Raw genomic sequence first — 17,369 nt, 5'->3', positions numbered from 1 at the left:
GTGGCGAGGGACTCACGGCTCTCGGTCGTCGTCGCGGTCGTGACTGGCCGTGTAATCCGACGGGTCGCGGACGTACGTGTAATCGACGGCGTTGGTCACGACCTCTCCCGAGAGGCTCCCCCCGACCACATCGAGCACCGCCTCCGCACGCTCGGCCACGTCCGACGGGACGCCCTCGTCGTGGACGAGGAGCTGGAGCCGTCGTTCGAGCTTCTCGCTTTCGAGTTCGGCCAGGCTGTCGGCCGAGAGCCGGGCCGTCCGGTCGTCCGGATCGCCGAGCGCGTCGATCAGGCAGTCGTACACCGTCTCGCGTCGATCCTCGTCCGGGTCGTCGGCGTCTGCCACCCGCCCCAGAAGCCACGCGGCGTTGCGTCGCACCGCCGTCCGCCGGCTCTCGTCGAGCATGTCGATCACGTGGGGGATCACGGTCAGCGTGTCGGCGTCCGAGAGTCGGTCGGCGACGGCCTCACGGACCTCCTGTCTCCGGTCGGCCGGGGCGTCGACGAACAACTGGACGAGCGACAGGAGCGCCGCCCGCTGTACCGGCGCGGTGTCGTCGACCAGCGCCCGAACCAACAAATCGACTGGCTCGAGGCTCCCGAACTGGCCGAGTTCCTCGATGGCGGCCCGGCGGAGCGACTCCTCGTCCGCCGTGACGACGGGCGCGAGCGACCGCAACGCAGCCTCGCCGCCGATGGCACCCAAAGCCTTCACCGCCTCCTCGCGGACGCGACGCCTGTCGTCGTCGAGGCGGTGTCGGAGCGGTCCGATACACCGTTCGTCACCGATCCGGCCGCAGGACTGGACGGCGCGGGCACGCACCCGCGGCGAGCGATCGGTGGTCGCCGATACGAGCGCGGACAGCGACCGCTTCCCACCCATTCGTCCGAGGGCGGTCGCCGCGACCATCCGAAACTCCGGGTAGTCGGCGTCGAGCCACTCCTTGAGGAGTCGCGACATCGCCCGTTCCGCCGTCCCAGAATCGGCCTCGGCGTCGAACTCGCCCATCTCGCGGACGAGCCGTTCGAGCGTGTCCGGGCCGTGTCGGTACAAAGCGTCGATGGCCCGCGCACGGACGCTTCGGTCCTCGTCCTCCCGAACCGCTTGGATGAGGGCGCGGATGACTTCCTCGGTCTCGCCGTCGGTTCGCGTCGTCTCCGCGGCGAAATCGCCCAGCATCTCCGCGGCGCGGCGCCTGACAACCGGACTCGATCCCCGCCGGAGATACGCGACGAGTTCCGTCGTATCCGACTCGCGAGCGAGTTCGTAGAGAAACGCCGTATCCGCCTCGGGTCGGTCGTCGACCATCTGTGGGTTCGTCCTGAGTCGTCGTTCGGGAGCCGCGAACGGCGGCGGGTGGTTCGGCCGTCCCGTGCTTCGTCGGAAGGTCCGGTCGGGCGTGACCTTACTCCAGTAACCCCTCCGCTTTCAGCGCCGCCATCACGTCGTCGACGAGTTCGTCGACCGACTCGTACGGGAACTCCTGGTGGCCGTCGAGGTTCGCTGCGAGTTCCATCGCCGAGAAGGAGATGTCACCGGCCTCGAACCGAGTCCCTGGACCGTCGGGGAGCGCGGGGACGAGGTCCATCTGGTCGGTCACGGGGAAGTCGGCGCCTTCGAAGGCCGTCCGGAACTGTTCGCGGAGTTCGGCCGCCACGTCGTCGCTCATGTGCGTCCGTGGACGTATCGGAGTCAAAAGCGTTCCGGAACGGGGGACAGTCAGAAGAAGCCGTAGTCCTCGATGGCGCGTTCGTAACGGTCGACGTACTGTGAGAGGACGGCCTCGTGGTCGTAGTCGTCGTACTCCTCGTCGATCGACCACCGCGCCAGGTCGGCGGCGGCGACGATTTCGTCGGCGAGTTCGACCGGCCCGGTCACCAACGACCCGCGGGGGTCGCCCTCGACGAGTTCGTGGGCGGCCGACGCGGACTGGTACTCGACGAGACCCACACAGCCACAGGCGAGTCCCCGGAGGAGTCCGGTCGCGAACGGCTCCCACGTGGCCGTCTGGGCGAACACGTGTGCGCCCTTGAGGATCGGCACCTGTTCGGCGGGCGGGAGAGCTCCGAGGAACTCGACCCGGTCGTCGATGCGGAGGTCACTCGCGGTCCGTTCGGCGTCCGAGCGCGCGGGGCCGTCACCGATGATCGCGGCGCGCCAGTCCCGGTCGCGGAGTTCCGCGAGCGCGAGGAGGAACTCCTCGACGTTTGCGTGGGCGTCGAGCGGGCGGGCGTACACCAGATCCGCCCTAGTGTCGACCGGCGCGTCCCGGATGGCCGCCATGTCGATGCCGTCCGGGATCACCGAGACGTCGTCGGGGGTGGCCCCGTACTCGCGGACCGTCGTCTCGACGGTCCGGGAGGGTACCACCACGGCGTTCGGGGAGCGGACGGCCCAACTCCGCTCCCACACCTCCTCGTCGTCGGCCCGGTCGGGGGAGTCCCACCACTCCGCGACGACAGGTGTCCGGCGGAAGCGGGCGGCGGCCCGCGCCGCCGGCACCGCGAGCGGTGGGTTGGTGGCGACGTGGATCACCTCCGGACGGACGCCGTTGAGGACGAAGGGGAGTTTCGCGACGAACGCCCGCGGCGTCCGCTCGTCGGTCACCCGACGGTAGGTGACTCCCTCGGACTCGAAGGACGGGTGGTCGCCGTCCCACCACTGCGCACAGCAACAGACGACGTCGTGACCGCGGTCGGCCAGTCGTTCGGCGACCGAGCGCACGCGACGGCCGTACCAGTCGTCGACGTGGTGGGCCGTCGTCATCGTCACGAAGGCGACGCGCACACGTCCGACCAGAACGAGCGGGCACAAAAATCATCCCGTCGGTCGGACCGACGGAGCGCGGTCGGGATCGGAGTCGGTTCCCGGTCGACGGGAACGGTCCACGGATTGAGGGGACCGGCGGCCGTACCGACGCCCATGTACGACGACATCCTGGTTCCGACCGACGGGAGCGACGCCGCACTGGCGGCTCTCGACCACGCGCTGTCGATCGCCGACCGCTTCGACGCGACGGTCCACGCCCTCTACGTCGTCGAGACCGACCCGATCGGGCACAGCGCACCGGCGCTCGACCGGGACTCGGTCCGCGAGGCACTCCAAGACGAGGGCGAGCGAGCGGTCGCGGCCGTCGAGGAGCGATCGGCCGAGCGCGGCGTCGCGTCGACCGGCGACGTGATCGAGGGGGTTCCCGAGACCGCCATCCTCGACTACGTCGACGAGGGCGGGATCGACCTGATCGCGATGGGGACCCACGGCCGGGACGGGCTGGATCGCTACTTGGTCGGCAGCGTCACCGAGCGGGTGATTCGCCGAACTCACGTCCCCGTCGTCGTCGTGCGCGAGGAAGTGACGTAGGGCGACACACCGACCGCACGTTCCTCACGCGCCGACCGGGACCGAGACGACCGCCGCCTCGACGAACTCCCACGCGTAGACGTGGTTGAGGAGGAGGTAGGTGACGACGCCGAGCGACAGCGAGAGTATCCACGAGGCCGCGGCAACCTTGCCGACGCGGGCGTGGGCGGTCTCCCGGAGCTCGGCCGGCGTGTGGGTCAGTCCCAGAACGAGGGCGTAGAGGACGACCGGGACCGAGACGACCGAGAGGACGATGTGGATCGCGAGCATCGCGAGGTAGGCGTAGTAGGCGAGTTGTGGCCCGACGAACTCCTTTGTGCCGCCGCCACCGATCTTCGTCAGGTAGAGGACGAGAAAGAGGAGGATGAGGCCGAAAGCTGAGGACATGGCTGCGGCGTGTCGTTTCACCTCGTCGCGTCGGATCCACCGCCACCCCGCGACCAGGGTGAGGGTCGCGACGGTGTTGACGACCGCGATGGCGTCAGAGAGGCGGTTCACCTGCCACAGCGAGAGGTCGGGGAAGACCGACGCGGGGACGACGCCGAGAAAGGTTCCCACGACGAGCGTGTAGCCCACGACCGAGAGGAGGGCGGTGACGACGGCAGGGTGATCCTTGATCGGGCCGCTGGCGCTGGCCGTTGCCATACCGAGCGGTCGGGACCGGATCGGCTTGCCTCTTCCGTTATATGACGCCGGTCGTGACGGCGGCTTCGCGGGCGGCGGCGTCGCTGATCCCGCTCCCGAGGATGGTGTACCGGTCGCGGATGCGGTGAGCGGTCGTCAGGGCCTCGATCACCGTCTCGTCGTCGAAGCCGAGGTCGTCGGCGGTCGTCGGCGCGCCGATGGTAGCCAGAGCGTCGCGGATGTTCCGCCACGTCCCCTCCTCACCCTCGTGAAGGTAGGCGACGAGGATCGACCCGACACCGACCTGGTGGCCGTGGAACGCGCGGTCGGGGGCGATGCGGTCGAGGCGATGAGAGAAGAGGTGTTCGGCCCCGCTCGCGGGGCGTGACGACCCCGCGATGGACATGGCGACGCCCGAGGAGACCAGGGCTTTCACTACCACCCAGGCCGACTCCTCCAACCCCTGTTTGATCGAGTCGGCACTCTCGACGAGGAGTTCGGCGGTCATCCGGGAGAGTGCACCCGCGTACTCGGAGTAGTGGACGTTCTGGAGGCGGTGTGCGAGTTTCCAGTCGGCGACGGCGGTGTAGTTGGAGACGATGTCGGCACAGCCGGCTGTCGTCAGTTCCCAAGGGGCGGCCGCGAGTACCTCGGTGTCGGCGACGACGGCGAGGGGCGGGTCGGCGGCGACGCTGTGGCGGGTATCGCCCTCGGGGATCGACGACCGGCCGCTGACGATGCCGTCGTGGCTGGCGGCGGTGGGGACGGAGACGAACCCGAGACCGAGTCGGTCGGCGGCCATCTTCGCGATGTCGATGGGTTTGCCACCACCGAGACCGACGAGGTAGGTGACCTCCTCGGCCTCGGCCGTCTCGACGACACGCTCGACCGCGCCGAATCCGGCCGTCTCGACGGCGACCGTCGCGGGGTCGTCGCCGAGTTGAGCGCGGACGCGGTCGCCGACGAGTCGGTTCGGCGTCGGACTGGTGACGACCAACGGCCGACCGAGGACGGCGAGGTCACCGATCACGTCGCCGAGGTCGTCGAGGACGCCGTGACCCACGACGACGTTTCGCGGGAGCTTGATCCACGTCGACTTGTCGAACATAGGGGTCCTACTCCACGGAGCCATTTAGAAGATGAGGTCCGTCCACAACCCGCGTCCAGCGCCCGACTGCGGTCGTCGGACCGGCGGCAGTAAGTCGATCACAGCGACGGTCGGCAGTATCACGCGGGGCCTCGGACGGCTCGTCCCCTGGCCACGGAAACAGCAGGTCCGCGGCCAGCGCCCCGACGACCTGCTGGAGGACGTAGTAGACCACGACGACGACCGTCGCAGCGGGCATGCCGAGGACATCCACGACGAGGAGGCTGACGCCGAGATTCTTCAGACTCCGGAGAAGAACACCGCGGATCGAACGCCGTCGGTGAACCCACAGAGTCGGCAGAACCCGGCGCTCGCGACGAGGCCGACCAAGAGGAGCCCCGCCGTCGTCAGCGCCAGGCGTGGCAGCCCCGTCGTCGCCCGTCCGGTGTCGACGCCGGCGACGCTCGCGTACACGAGGACGGCGATAGAGGCACGCGCACCGAGATCGAGTTGGGACGCCGAGAGAGCGCCGTCCGGGACACCACCCGCAGGGCCACACCCCCTCCGACGATGAGCAGGAGGCTCGAAACCACCGAGACGGGGGACAACGCCACGGTGGACCCGACCAGCGCCGACAGCACCGGCGGCGCGATGATCGGCGAGAGGACGATCGACACGACCGCGACGAGGGCGGCGAGTTCGGCGTCGCCGTCCGAGAGTCTCGTCCACACGATCGAACTACCCGCCGTGATCGGAACGGCGCTGACGACGAACAGCCCGACCCGGTGCTCCGTCGCCGGCAGGGTGGGGGCGAGGGCGAACGCAGCCACCGGGAGCACCACGTACGAGACGGCGAGTCCGACCGCGACGGCGCGAATCGGGACCCCAGAGGCGAGCGAGGGTCGACGTCCTCGAGGGAGATGTACACGAGGAAGGCGACGATGGGGAGCGTGAGCGCCTCGACGATGGCGACCCGCGGAAGCCAGAGTCCCATCGCCGCCGCGACGACGACGAGTGCGACGTTTTGTCCGCGGTCGAGGAGGGTTCGAAGCGTCATTGGCGAGGGACCGTGCCGAGTCCGACCCCGGCGTCGACGCTTCCGTCGACCCCGACTCCGTCCCGGCACCGAGCCGTCCCTGCCGTCGATCCGTGGGTGTGGTCGGGCGGGTGTCCGGCGGGACGACCGGTGATCCCCGACTCCCCCGGCCGTTTCCACGTCGTCGCTCGACAGCAATCACACACCATTGAACGAAATCGGTATTCCGCGAACGTGTATAATTTTATTAGACGGATGGAGGGCAGATCGTGTACCTTTAACCGCAAAAAGCGGAAGGAATGGATGAATTCAGACGTGTGGTCTGAAATGCCGGCTGACGATGGCGGAGAATGGGCTTTCGGGACGGAAAGTACTGCAAACGGTCGGCGTCGGCGCGCTTGCCGGCTGTACCGGTGGGGGCGACGGTGGTGACGGCGCCACCGCCGGAGGCCGGTCGGTACGCTGATACGGCGGCCGTCCGACCGTCCCCTATGGACGTGGACATCGACCGATCGCAGGTCGGCGGTCGGGCACGGGCACCCCCGTCGAAGAGCTACACACACCGGGCGATCCTCGCAGCGGGCTACAGCGACGGCGCGGTCGTCGCCGACCCACTGGTGAGCGCGGATACGCGCGCGACGATGCGAGCGGTCGAGGCGTTCGGGGGAACCGTCGAACGGGACGGCCGCCGGCTTCGGGTCGAGGGGTTCGACGGCCGTCCCGACGTTCCGGACGACGTGATCGACTGTGCAAACAGCGGCACGACGATGCGCATCGTAACCGCGTGCGCGGCGCTCGGAGACGGGCTGACGGTGTTGACCGGCGACGCGTCACTCCGGTCGCGCCCACAGGGACCGCTACTCGACGCGGTCGGGGGACTCGACGGGCGCGCGGAGAGCACACGCGACAACGGGCAGGCACCCCTCGTGGTCGGTGGCGGCGTCGACGGCGGGACGGTGTCGATCCCGGGTGACGTCTCCTCGCAGTACGTCACCGCGCTACTGATGGCGGGTGCCGTGACCGACGAGGGGATCGACGTGACCCTGGAGACGGCGCTGAAGTCGGCACCCTACGTCGACATCACGATCGAGGTCCTCGACGACTTCGGGATCGAGGCGACCGAGACGGATTCGGGCTATCGCGTTCCGGGCGGGCAACGCTACGACCGGGCGGAGCCGTACCCGGTGCCCGGCGACTTCTCGTCGATGTCGTACCTACTGGCGGCGGGGGCGGTGGCCGCCGGGGACGGCGGCGAGGTTGTCGTCGAGGGAGCCCGGCCGAGCGCACAGGGCGACAGCGCCATCGTCGACGTGCTGGATCGGATGGGCGCGGACGTGTCGTGGGACCGGGAGGCGGGCGAGATAACGGTCCGGCGGAGCGCCCTGTCGGGGGTCGCGGTCGACGTCGGGGATACGCCCGACCTGTTGCCGACCCTCGCGGTCCTGGGAGCGGTCGCCGACGGCGAGACGCGACTCGACAACTGCGAACACGTCCGCTACAAGGAGACCGACCGCGTGAGCGCGATGGCGACGGAACTGGAGACACTGGGGGCCGAAGTGACCGAAGAGCGGGACACGCTGACGATCCACGGTGGCGACTCGTCTCTTCGAGGGGCGACCGTCGCCGGACACGACGACCATCGGATCGTGATGGCACTGTCGATCGCTGGTCTGGTCGCCGAGGGGACGACGACCGTCGAGGGCGCCGACCACGTCGACGTCTCCTTCCCGGGGTTCTTCGACGTGCTTTATGACCTCGGAGCCGAAGTGGAGGAGTATGAACGGTAACCGATTCGGTCGTCTGTTCCAACTGACGACCTACGGCGAGAGCCACGGCGACGCGATGGGGGTCGTCGTCTCGGGCTGTCCCGCCGGGGTGGAACTCTCGGAGGCGGACATCCAGCGCGACCTGGACCGGCGCAAGCCCGGCCAGTCGATGATCACGACCAGTCGCGGCGAACCCGACGAGGTGCGCATCCAGAGCGGCCTCCAGGACGGCTACACCACCGGGACGCCGCTGGGGATGGTCATCGAGAACAAGGACGCCCAGTCGGGCAAGTACGAACCGTTCGTCACCGCACCGCGGCCGAGCCACGGCGACTTCACCTACTCCGCGAAGTTCGGCACGCGCAACTGGGGCGGGGGCGGGCGGTCGTCGGCCCGCGAGACGGTGAACTGGGTCGCCGCCGGCGCCGTCGCCAAGCGGGTACTGGAGGCCTCGGACCACGAGGTGCGGATCAAGGCCCACGTCAGTCAGATCGGTGACGTCGAGGCCCCGCCGGTGACGTTCGAGGAGATGCTGGAACACAGCGAGGAAAACGAGGTACGGTGTGCCCACCCGGAGACGGCCGAGGAGATGCGCGAGGTGGCGGACGACTACCAGACGGCCGGCGACTCCATCGGCGGGGCCATCTACTTCGAGTGTCGGGGCGTCCCGCGGGGACTCGGCGCGCCGCGGTTCGACGGCGTCCCCGCTCGACTCGCGAAGGCGATGTACTCGATCCCGGCGGTCAACGACTTCGAGTACGGCATCGGCCGCGACGCCCGGACGACGACCGGGAGCGAGTACAACGAGGACTGGGAGTTCGACGAGTCGGGCGACCCGACGCCGGTCGGAAACGACCACGGCGGGATCCAAGGCGGGATCACCACCGGCCAGCCGATCTACGGCGAGGTGACGTGGCATCCCCCGGTGTCGATACCGAAGTCCCAGCGGACCGTGGACTGGGAGACGGGCCAAGAAGAGGAGATCCAAGTCGTCGGTCGGCACGATCCCGTGTTGCCGCCGCGGGCGGTGCCCGTCGTCGAGGCGATGCTCTACTGTACCGTCCTCGACTTCATGCTCCTGGGCGGCCGGATCAATCCCGACCGGGTCGACGGCCGGTCGGGCGAGTACGACACCGACTACCACCCCCGGAGCCCGGACAACGTCGACTCGTAGCCGGGTGTCGGAGGACCGATCGGTGGGGTCACCCGCATCGAAACGGTGCCCCCACGCGGAACCCGGAGAGACGCCGTACGACGGAGTCGGCGGCCAAGCGGGGATCGAGGCAGTCGTCGACGGGTTCTACGACCGCGCTGGCGGACGAGCGACTCGAACCGTACTTCGCGGGGGTCGCCACCGATGCCCTCCACGACCACCAAGCGAGATTCGGGAGCCACGTCGCCGACGGCCCGGTCGAGTACGACGCCACGGGCGAGAACGTCGACGTGTCGCCGAGCACCTCGACGCGAGCCGCCGCGCGTTCGGCGTGACGGCCGACGGTCGCGAGGAACTGCTCGGCACGGTGGCGTCGCTGCGGGCGGACGTCGTCTCGACGTGACCGGGTCCAAGGGACCGAAGTGAGCCGGCGGTCCAACGGCACGGATCGACCGACCGAGTCGGGGGATTGTACATTATTTTTGCGTGGTAATGTATAGCAAAGGCTTTAGTCGCATCGTAGACTACCCTTCCGACAGTGGCCCTCGGAGGGCCGTGAAATACATATGACTGACCACGAACTCATGTGGCGGATCGCTGGAGGGTCGGGCGACGGGATCGCTTCGACCAGTCAGAACTTCGCCAAGGCCCTGATGCGAGCGGGGCTGCACGTCTTTACGCATCGACACTATCCGTCCCGGATCCGCGGCGGGCACACGTACACAGAGGTGCGCGCCGACTCGGAGCCCGTACGCTCGCGAGGGGACGGGTTCAACTGCCTGCTCGCGCTCGGCGACTCCTTCGCGCGGAACCCACAGGAGGACGCCTACTACGGCAACGAAGAGGTGAAGCCGCTGGCGGAGAACCTCGACGAACTCAACGAGGGCGGGGTCATCGTGTACGACACGGGACTACTGGACGTGGACGAGATCCCGAACTTCGAGGAGCGCGTCGAGGAGAACGACTGGCACGTCTACCCGCTCAACCTCCGGGAGATCGCTCGGGATCACGGCCGGGAAGTCATGCGAAACACCGCAGGGGTCGGCGCGACGGCGGCCCTCCTCGGAATCGACCTCCAGTACTTCGAGGAGTTGATGGCCGAGGCGATGCCCGAGGAGATCCTCGAACCCAACGTCGAGATCCTCCACTACACCCACGACATGGTGAAAGAGGAGTTCGAGTTCACCCACGACCTCCGGGTCCCGGAGGGAAGTCACGACGAGGAGCAGGTGTTGCTCTCGGGGAGCGATACGATCGCCTACGGCGCCATCGACGAGGGCTGTCGGTTCATCGCGGGCTACCCGATGACGCCGTGGACCGAAGTGTTCACCATCATGTCACAGGCGCTGCCGGAACTCGGCGGCATCTCCGAGCAGGTCGAGGACGAGATCGCGGCGGCGGCGCTCGCACTCGGAGCCTCCCACGCGGGCGTGAAGGCGATGTCCGGATCCTCTGGAGGCGGGTTCGCGCTCATGTCCGAGCCCCTCGGACTGGCGGAGATGTCCGAGACGCCCGTGGTGCTAGTCGAGGCGATGCGCGCCGGCCCGTCGACGGGCCTGCCGACCAAGCCCGAACAGGCCGACCTCGAACACGTCCTCTACACGAGTCAAGGGGACTCGAACCGTGTCGTCTTGGCGCCGGGGACGGTCGCCGAGGCCTACGAGCAGTCACGCCTCGCCTTCCAACTCGCCTACGGCTACAACATCCCCGTCGTCCTGCTCTACGACCAGAAACTCGGGGGCGAGCTGATGAACGTGCCCGCGAGTCACTTCGACCGCGAGCCCAACGCCGACCTGGGCGCGGTGACCACCGAAGAGGAACTGGAGGAGGCCCCACACGGCCCCGGTGGGAAGTTCCACCGCTACCGCTACGACGCCGAGGACGGCGTCAGCCCGCGGTCGATCCCCGGCCAGAAGGGCGGGCACTTCCTCGTGACCGGTAACGAACACAATCAGGCCGGCCACATCGACGAGGACCCCACGAACCGCGTCACACAGATGGAACGCCGGATGTCGAAACTGGACGGGATCCGGGAGTTCCTCGACGGACAGTCCACCCAGACGTACATGGGTCCCGACGAGGCCGAGTACGGCCTTGTCACCTTCGGGAGCCAGCAGGGAACCGTCAGGGAAGCGGTCGAACGACTCAACGACGCGGGGCACTCGGTCAAGGGTATCGGCGTGAGCGACATGATGCCCTACCCCGAGGCGGAGATGACCGAGTTCCTCGAGAGCGTCGACGAGGCGGTGGTCGTCGAGATGAACGCCTCGGGGCAGTTCCGCGGCCTCACACAGAAGGAACTGGGTCGGTTCGGCGGCAAACTGTCGAGCCTCCTGAAGTACAACGGCGAACCGTTCGAACCCGCGGAGATAGTCGCGGGGTTCGAAGCGAGCATCGACGGGGAGGACGTCCCCGACCAGCAGACGACGTACGTCCCAGCGGCAGGTGACTAACCCATGAGTGCATTCACAGCGATCGGCGAAGACCGCGAGATCGATCGGGAAGAGTTCACACCCACCCTCGAACCACAGGCGACGTGGTGTCCGGGGTGTGGCGACTTCGGCGTCCTGAAGGCGCTGAAACAGTCCATGCCCGAGATCGGTCGCAACCCCGACGAGGTGTTGCTCGTGACCGGCATCGGCTGTTCGGGCAAACTGAACAGCTACTTCGAGAGCTACGGCTACCACTCGATCCACGGGCGGTCGCTCCCCATCGCGCGGGCGGCCAAACTCGCCAACCCCGACCTCGAGGTCATCGCGGCCGGCGGCGACGGCGACGGCTACGGCATCGGCGGGAACCACTTCATGCACACCGCCCGCGAGAACCACGACATGACCTACATCGTCTTCAACAACGAGATCTTCGGCCTGACGAAGGGACAGACCTCGCCCACGTCGCCGAAGGGTCACAAGTCGAAGACCCAGCCCCACGGGAGCGCCAAGGACCCCATCCGGCCGCTGTCGCTGGCGCTCACCTCTGGGGCCTCCTACGTCGCGCGGACGGCGGCGGTCAACCCCAACCAGGCCAAGGAGATCCTCACCGAGGCGATGCAACACGACGGCTTCGCCCACGTCGACTTCCTCACCCAGTGTCCGACGTGGAACAAGGACGCCCGGCAGTACGTCCCCTACATCGACGTCAACGACAACGACGACTACGACTTCGACCCGACGGACAAGGGCGACGCGGAACGGATGGCCACCGAGGCCGAACGGTCGCTGTACGAGGGTGAGGTGCTGACCGGTCGGTTCTACGTCGACTCCGAGCGTCCGTCCTACCAAGAGGAGAAACAGGCCATCGGCGAGATGCCCGAGGAGCCGCTGGCAGAGCGGTACTTCGACGACGACTACGAGTGGGAGCGCACCCACGATATGTTCCTCGACCGACACAAATAGGCCGACGCGTCCCGCTGAGGGCCCGCGAAGCTCTGTTTTCTCCTTCGCAACATATTTTTTCCGTGGACCGAAACGAAGTAGTATGGGAACGACCGCTACGGAACGTCGGATCCTCTCCGTCCTCGAAGAGGACGCACAAGCGTCCTACGGGGAGATCGCAGACCGGGCCGGGGTCTCCAAGCCGACGGTGCGAAAGTACATCCAACAGATGGAAAGCGACGGGGTTATCGTCGGCTACTCGGCCGAAGTGGATCCGAAGAAGCTCTCGGGGCAGTCGATCGCGATGGTCGGGATCGAAGTCGAGAGCGAACGCTACGTCGAGGTGACTCGGGCTCTCAAAGGGATGGACGCCGTCGAGGCGCTGTACACCTCCTCGGGCGATCACATGCTGATGGCGGAGGTCCGCGCCCCGGACGGCGACGCGCTGGGCGACGTAATCAACGACGACGTCCTCGACATCGACGGCGTGACCGCCGCACACCCCTCTTTCCTGCAGGAACGACTGAAGTAAGTGGAACACCCGATGTGACCGATATCGTGTCGGTTACAGGTCAGTCTCGTGGATCGAGTGGATTGCTGCCGTCGGCCGGCCGGACGGGACGTTCATCCCCACTGGTACGAATTTCCGCAGTTGGGACAGGTCGATTTCGTCGCCATACAAGCCCTGCAAACGATGATGTCGCACTTGTTGCAGTTGCCCGAATACTGTGCACCCTCACACCGTCCGCTGTTTACGTAGCACTTCCCCATGGGTGAGATTCAAAAGACACTGAGTTATAATTACGGGTGTGAGAGGTAGAAGATGGTTCGACGACTCCACCGAGTTCGGTGAACGACAGTCGAGGATCACCGCTACGCCGACAGATTCGAGGCCATCCGACGTCAGTAGGTGAACGAACAGCGATGAACGACGGGACGCTTGGAACCCGGAGTGTGCGTGGCCCCCCGTCCGACCGAATCGTCTGTCACGTCGACATGGACTGCTTCTACGCCTCCTGTGAGCGGTTGCGCGATTCCGACCTGCGGGGCGACCCCGTCGTCGTCGGGATGGGGTACGAGTCCGGGGAGCCACACGGGGCGGTCGCCACCGCGAGTTACGAGGCCCGCGCGTACGGCGTCGAGAGCGCCCAGCCGATCTCGCAGGCCCTGGAGGCGTTGCCCCGGAAGGAGGTGGCCCGCGACGGCCCGGCCCTCGATGTCGACGAGGCGGGCCACTACCGCCCGGTCGACCTGGACTACTACCGCGAGGTGGCCGAGCGGATCAAGTCGATCCTCCGGGAGTGTGCCGACAGGCTCCGCGAGGTGAGCATCGACGAGGCGTACCTCGACGTGACCGACCGGACGGCGTGGACCGTCGTCGACGGGCGCACGCTGGCCGAGGGGTACGCCCGTCACATCAAAGAGCGGATCACCCGCGAAGTGGGAGTTCCGGCGAGCGTCGGCGTCGCCCCCACGATGAGTGCCGCGAAGGTGGCGAGCGACCACGACAAGCCCGACGGACTGGTCGTCGTGGAACCCGGCGAGGTGCGCGACTTCTTCGGTCCACTCCCCGTCGAGGAGGTCCACGGGGTCGGCCCGGTGACGGCCCGCGAGTTGGGGGAGATGGGGATCGAGACGGCGGGCGAGTTGGCCGACGCGGACCCGCGACGCCTCCGCGATCGGTTCGGGCAACGAGGTCGGACGTTCTACGACCGGGCGCGGGGCGACGACGACCGGGAGGTGACGCCGACGGGACGACCCAAGAGCCTCTCCCGGGAGTCGGCGTTCCCCGAAGCGACGGCGGAGGCGGGGAGACAGCGCGAGACCGTCTCGGGGCTGGCGGCGGACGTGGCCGACCGCGCGGCGGGAAAGGGAGCGCTGTACCGCACCATCGGCATCAAGGTCGTGACGCCGCCGTACGACGTGAACACGCGCGAGCGGTCGCTGTCGGGGCCGGTTGCGGACCCGGACCTCGTCGAGGAGGTGGCACTCGACCTCCTCGAGGAGTTCGCGGGCGACGCCGTCCGCAAACTCGGCGTCCGGGTGTCGAACCTCCAGTTCGGCGCGGCCGACCAGGCGCGTCTCGACGGGTGGGACGGCGAGGCGGCGGGGGGTGACGGGACCGAGACACGGGAGCGGGCAACCGAGGGCGAGACCGGCGACGGCCAGTCGTCGCTGACCGACTTCGGCCGATAGAGCCGACGCGCGTCTGACGCGGAACTATGGGCGAGGGGAGCCTCTCACAGGGCGATGACGGACACGGATACGGACACCGAAACGATCACCGTCGCGGACGTGAGCGAGGGTCCGGGGGGCGACACCGACGCCGATCCGGGGACGCCGGTCTCGCTCCCGGTCGTGGAACTGCTCACGGGCCGCGGGTTCGTCACGGGGAAGTCGGGGTCGGGGAAGTCCAACACCGCGTCGGTTCTGGTCGAGAACCTGCTGGCGAACAACTTTCCCGTCCTCGTGGTCGACACGGACGGCGAGTACTACGGGCTGAAAGAGGAGTTCGAACTCCTCCACGCCGGCGCGGACGACGAGTGTGACATCCAGGTCAGCCCGGAACACGCGGAGAAGATCGCGTCGCTGGCCCTGGAGAGCAACGTCCCGATCATCCTCGACGTCTCGGGCTACCTCGACGACGAGGTGGCGAAGGAACTCCTGCTGTCGGTCGCCAAACACCTGTTCGCCAAGGAGAAGAAACTGAAGAAGCCGTTCCTGATGCTCGTCGAGGAGGTCCACGAGTACATCCCCGAGGGTGGCGGCCTCGACGAGACGGGGAAGATGCTCATCAAGATCGGCAAGCGGGGGCGGAAACACGGGCTGGGCATCGTCGGCATCTCCCAGCGGCCGGCCGACGTGAAGAAGGACTTCATCACGCAGTGTGACTGGCTCGTGTGGCACCGGCTCACGTGGAACAACGACACGAACGTCGTGAGCCGGATCATCGACGCCGAACACGCCAACGCCGTCGAGGATCTGGGTGACGGGGAGGCGTTCCTGATGACCGACTGGAGCGAGTCGGTGCGTCGGGTGCAGTTCCACCGCAAGCGAACCTTCGACGCCGGCGCGACGCCCGGCCTCGACGACTTCGAGCGGCCGGAACTCAAGTCCGTGAGCGACGACCTGGTCTCCGACCTCCGGGAGATCAGCGACGAACAGGAGCGCCGCGAGAGCGAACTCGCGGATCTGCGCCAGGAACTCGACCGGAAGGAGGCCCGGATCGAGGAACTCGAAGCGGAGTTGGCGGAGGCCCGCGACCTCTCGCGGATGGCCGACCAGTTCGCGCAGGCGATGCTACAGAAGGCGGAGGCGCCCTACCGCGGCGGCGACGGGCGGAACCGTGCGCGCGCGTCGGCGATGGCGGCCGATCAGATCGAACTCGACGCGTACGAGCCGGGCGACGCTGCGCCGGACGAACCGGCCGACACGACCCGGGACGAGGGGAGCGACGACGGCGACTCCGGCGCCGACGAACCGGATCGACCGGCGATCGAACCGGGCGACTGGCCGCCCTCGGCCTCCGTTTCGGAGGTCGACCCCGCCGACGGGGGGACCACCGATCCCACGACTCCGGGAAGCGGGGACGACGCCGACGCGGGCGACTCGAACGCCCCCGTCGGCGGACAGGCCGACGTGACGTTCGACGCCGAATCGGGAGCGTCGGAGCGTGCGGGAGCCGACGGCCCCGACCGGACGACGGCTGCCACGACCCACGGGACCCGCGAGGCGGTCGTCGCGGATCTGCGGTCGACCATCGAGGCCCTGCCCGACATCTCGCGGCGGATGCTCGCCCACTACCGCCGGGAGCGGACGGCGGACCCGGTCGACGCCCACGTCGCCGCCGGCGGGACGCCGGATCAGCCAATGGCGTACGGCCGCAACCGCCCGCTCCGGACCGACGGATTCGTCGAACACGTCGACGAGGGCCGCTACCGGTACGCGCTCCGGGACCGTGTCGCGGCGGCGTTCGACGGCCACCTCGACGGCGACGCCCTCGACGAAACCGTCCGGGACGTGGAACGTTCGTTCGTCGACGAGGAAACCCTCGCCGCCGAGGAGACGGACCCGCAGGTTGCGGACGAGCAAGACGAAGTGGAAGTCGTCGACGGCGGCGACAGCGGCGACGGCGGCAGGATCGGCGACGACGGCTTCGTCGACGAGGACGCGGTCGTGATCGAGGGGAGCGACGATCCGCCGGCGTCGGCCGACGACGCGACGCGCCGGCAGATGGCGGCCGACGACGGGAGCGATCCCCGATCCGACGACCTGACCGACGCCGAATTCCTCTAGACGCCCGAGACTAGGGATTCGAGCGCCGCCCGCGGATCGTCTGCCTTGGCGACGCCACTCGCGAGGAGGACGCCCTCGGCGCCGAGGTCGGCCGCGGCGGCCACGTCGTCGCCGGTGGAGACGCCGGCCCCGCAGTAGACCGCCACGTCCGGATCGACCGCGTCGGCGGCGGCGACGGCCCCCTCGACGATCCCCGGGTCGGCTGTGGCCACGGAGACGTCGCCGCCGATGAGTTCGGGCGGTTCGACCGCGACGGCGTCCGGGTCGAGGGCGGCCGCGGCCGCGACCTGTTCGGGATCGTTCGCACAGACGACCGTCTCCAGACCGGCGCGCTCGGCGGCGTCGAGGGCGTCGTCAACGTCGGCGAGTTTCAGACGACGCTCCGAGTGGTTGAGTAGCGTTCCGGTCGCGCCCGCGTCGGTCACGGCCTCGGCGAGCGTGTGGCCGGTGTGACTGCCGTGGGCGACGGGGGCGACGTGTTGGGCCCACGTCTCGACGCCCGTGGCGGCGACGCGGTCGAGGTGGGCGGTCTGGGGGGCGACGGCGATCCGGACGCCGCTCTCCGCGGCGACGTCGCTGGCGGCCTCCGCGACCGCGACCGGGTCACAGGGGTACGCCTTCAGGTTGACGAGTACGAACATACGGGGACGGGGACGCGAACGGGCAAAAAACG

The 17,369-nt window shown here is 68.3% G+C and carries 17 protein-coding genes; 8 read left to right on the top strand and 9 right to left on the bottom strand.

All coding sequences use genetic code 11. The annotated features are described in order from the left end of the window. Positions 1-12: 12 nt before the first annotated feature. The 3 genes from NBT81_RS06110 to NBT81_RS06100 form a co-directional block, all read right to left on the bottom strand. Positions 13-1,308, bottom strand: coding sequence for a HEAT repeat domain-containing protein (locus tag NBT81_RS06110; RefSeq protein WP_338741823.1), 1,296 nt, complete (start codon positions 1,306-1,308; stop codon positions 13-15). 97 nt (positions 1,309-1,405) lie between these two features. Continuing rightward, positions 1,406-1,669: an MTH865 family protein gene (locus NBT81_RS06105; RefSeq protein WP_338741822.1), complete on the bottom strand. Its 264-nt coding sequence runs from the start codon at positions 1,667-1,669 to the stop codon at positions 1,406-1,408. 50 nt (positions 1,670-1,719) lie between these two features. After that, the gene (locus NBT81_RS06100) at positions 1,720-2,787 is read right to left on the bottom strand and encodes a glycosyltransferase (protein ID WP_338741820.1); all 1,068 of its coding nucleotides are present in this window, start codon (positions 2,785-2,787) and stop codon (positions 1,720-1,722) included. A 135-nt stretch (positions 2,788-2,922) separates the two neighbouring features. On the opposite strand from NBT81_RS06100, the gene NBT81_RS06095 reads away from it, so the two are divergent. Beyond that, positions 2,923-3,360 carry a universal stress protein gene (locus NBT81_RS06095; RefSeq protein WP_338741819.1) on the top strand — a complete coding sequence of 146 codons (438 nt, stop codon included), beginning with the start codon at positions 2,923-2,925 and terminating at the stop codon, positions 3,358-3,360. A 24-nt stretch (positions 3,361-3,384) separates the two neighbouring features. Here NBT81_RS06095 and NBT81_RS06090 read toward each other — a convergent pair whose 3' ends face one another. The 4 genes from NBT81_RS06090 to NBT81_RS06075 all read right to left on the bottom strand — a co-directional run bounded on the left by NBT81_RS06090 (position 3,385) and on the right by NBT81_RS06075 (position 6,309). Continuing rightward, a complete protein-coding gene (locus tag NBT81_RS06090) occupies positions 3,385-4,005 on the bottom strand; it encodes a DUF420 domain-containing protein (protein ID WP_338741818.1) in 621 nt (206 codons plus the stop codon). Between the two features lie 37 nt (positions 4,006-4,042). Next, positions 4,043-5,092: an NAD(P)-dependent glycerol-1-phosphate dehydrogenase gene (locus tag NBT81_RS06085; RefSeq protein ID WP_338741817.1), complete on the bottom strand. Its 1,050-nt coding sequence runs from the start codon at positions 5,090-5,092 to the stop codon at positions 4,043-4,045. A 7-nt stretch (positions 5,093-5,099) separates the two neighbouring features. Beyond that, the gene (locus NBT81_RS06080) at positions 5,100-5,330 is read right to left on the bottom strand and encodes a hypothetical protein (protein ID WP_338741815.1); all 231 of its coding nucleotides are present in this window, start codon (positions 5,328-5,330) and stop codon (positions 5,100-5,102) included. A gap of 148 nt (positions 5,331-5,478) precedes the next feature. Beyond that, positions 5,479-6,309: a bile acid:sodium symporter gene (locus NBT81_RS06075; RefSeq protein WP_338741814.1), complete on the bottom strand. Its 831-nt coding sequence runs from the start codon at positions 6,307-6,309 to the stop codon at positions 5,479-5,481. A gap of 289 nt (positions 6,310-6,598) precedes the next feature. Between NBT81_RS06075 and aroA the strand changes: the two genes are divergently transcribed. Both aroA and aroC read left to right on the top strand, forming a co-directional pair. Further along, positions 6,599-7,894 carry a 3-phosphoshikimate 1-carboxyvinyltransferase gene (aroA, locus tag NBT81_RS06070; RefSeq protein WP_338741813.1) on the top strand — a complete coding sequence of 432 codons (1,296 nt, stop codon included), beginning with the start codon at positions 6,599-6,601 and terminating at the stop codon, positions 7,892-7,894. Then, positions 7,884-9,047, top strand: coding sequence for a chorismate synthase (aroC, locus tag NBT81_RS06065; RefSeq protein WP_338741811.1), 1,164 nt, complete (start codon positions 7,884-7,886; stop codon positions 9,045-9,047). Before aroA ends, aroC begins: the two co-directional genes overlap by 11 nt. A 28-nt stretch (positions 9,048-9,075) precedes the next feature. Here aroC and NBT81_RS06060 read toward each other — a convergent pair whose 3' ends face one another. After that, complete coding sequence (locus NBT81_RS06060; RefSeq protein ID WP_338741809.1) at positions 9,076-9,471, bottom strand: hypothetical protein; 396 nt, start codon at positions 9,469-9,471, stop codon at positions 9,076-9,078. A gap of 121 nt (positions 9,472-9,592) precedes the next feature. On the opposite strand from NBT81_RS06060, the gene NBT81_RS06055 reads away from it, so the two are divergent. The 5 genes from NBT81_RS06055 (at position 9,593) to NBT81_RS06035 (ending at position 16,696) form a co-directional block, all read left to right on the top strand. Then, positions 9,593-11,479 carry a 2-oxoacid:acceptor oxidoreductase subunit alpha gene (locus tag NBT81_RS06055; RefSeq protein ID WP_338741806.1) on the top strand — a complete coding sequence of 629 codons (1,887 nt, stop codon included), beginning with the start codon at positions 9,593-9,595 and terminating at the stop codon, positions 11,477-11,479. 3 nt (positions 11,480-11,482) lie between these two features. Continuing rightward, a complete protein-coding gene (locus NBT81_RS06050; RefSeq protein ID WP_338741805.1) occupies positions 11,483-12,421 on the top strand; it encodes a thiamine pyrophosphate-dependent enzyme in 939 nt (312 codons plus the stop codon). Between the two features lie 82 nt (positions 12,422-12,503). After that, on the top strand, positions 12,504-12,932 hold the full coding sequence (lrpA1, locus tag NBT81_RS06045) for an HTH-type transcriptional regulator LrpA1 (RefSeq protein WP_338741803.1): 429 nt from the start codon (positions 12,504-12,506) through the stop codon (positions 12,930-12,932). Between the two features lie 392 nt (positions 12,933-13,324). Next, a complete protein-coding gene (gene dinB / locus NBT81_RS06040; protein WP_338741801.1) occupies positions 13,325-14,596 on the top strand; it encodes a DNA polymerase IV in 1,272 nt (423 codons plus the stop codon). Positions 14,597-14,650: 54 nt separating this feature from the next. Beyond that, a complete protein-coding gene (locus tag NBT81_RS06035) occupies positions 14,651-16,696 on the top strand; it encodes an ATP-binding protein (protein ID WP_338741800.1) in 2,046 nt (681 codons plus the stop codon). On the opposite strand, the gene tpiA is transcribed toward NBT81_RS06035, so the two are convergent. After that, entirely contained in the window at positions 16,693-17,337 is a 645-nt protein-coding gene (tpiA, locus tag NBT81_RS06030; protein ID WP_338741798.1) for a triose-phosphate isomerase, read from the bottom strand. The two genes, NBT81_RS06035 and tpiA, sit on opposite strands and share 4 nt — an antisense overlap. Between the last annotated feature and the right edge of the window lie 32 nt (positions 17,338-17,369).

It is taken from the genome of Haloplanus sp. CK5-1, assembly GCF_037201915.1.
Taxonomy (GTDB): domain Archaea; phylum Halobacteriota; class Halobacteria; order Halobacteriales; family Haloferacaceae; genus Haloplanus; species Haloplanus salilacus.
This window is presented reverse-complemented; position numbering and strand designations above follow the sequence as displayed.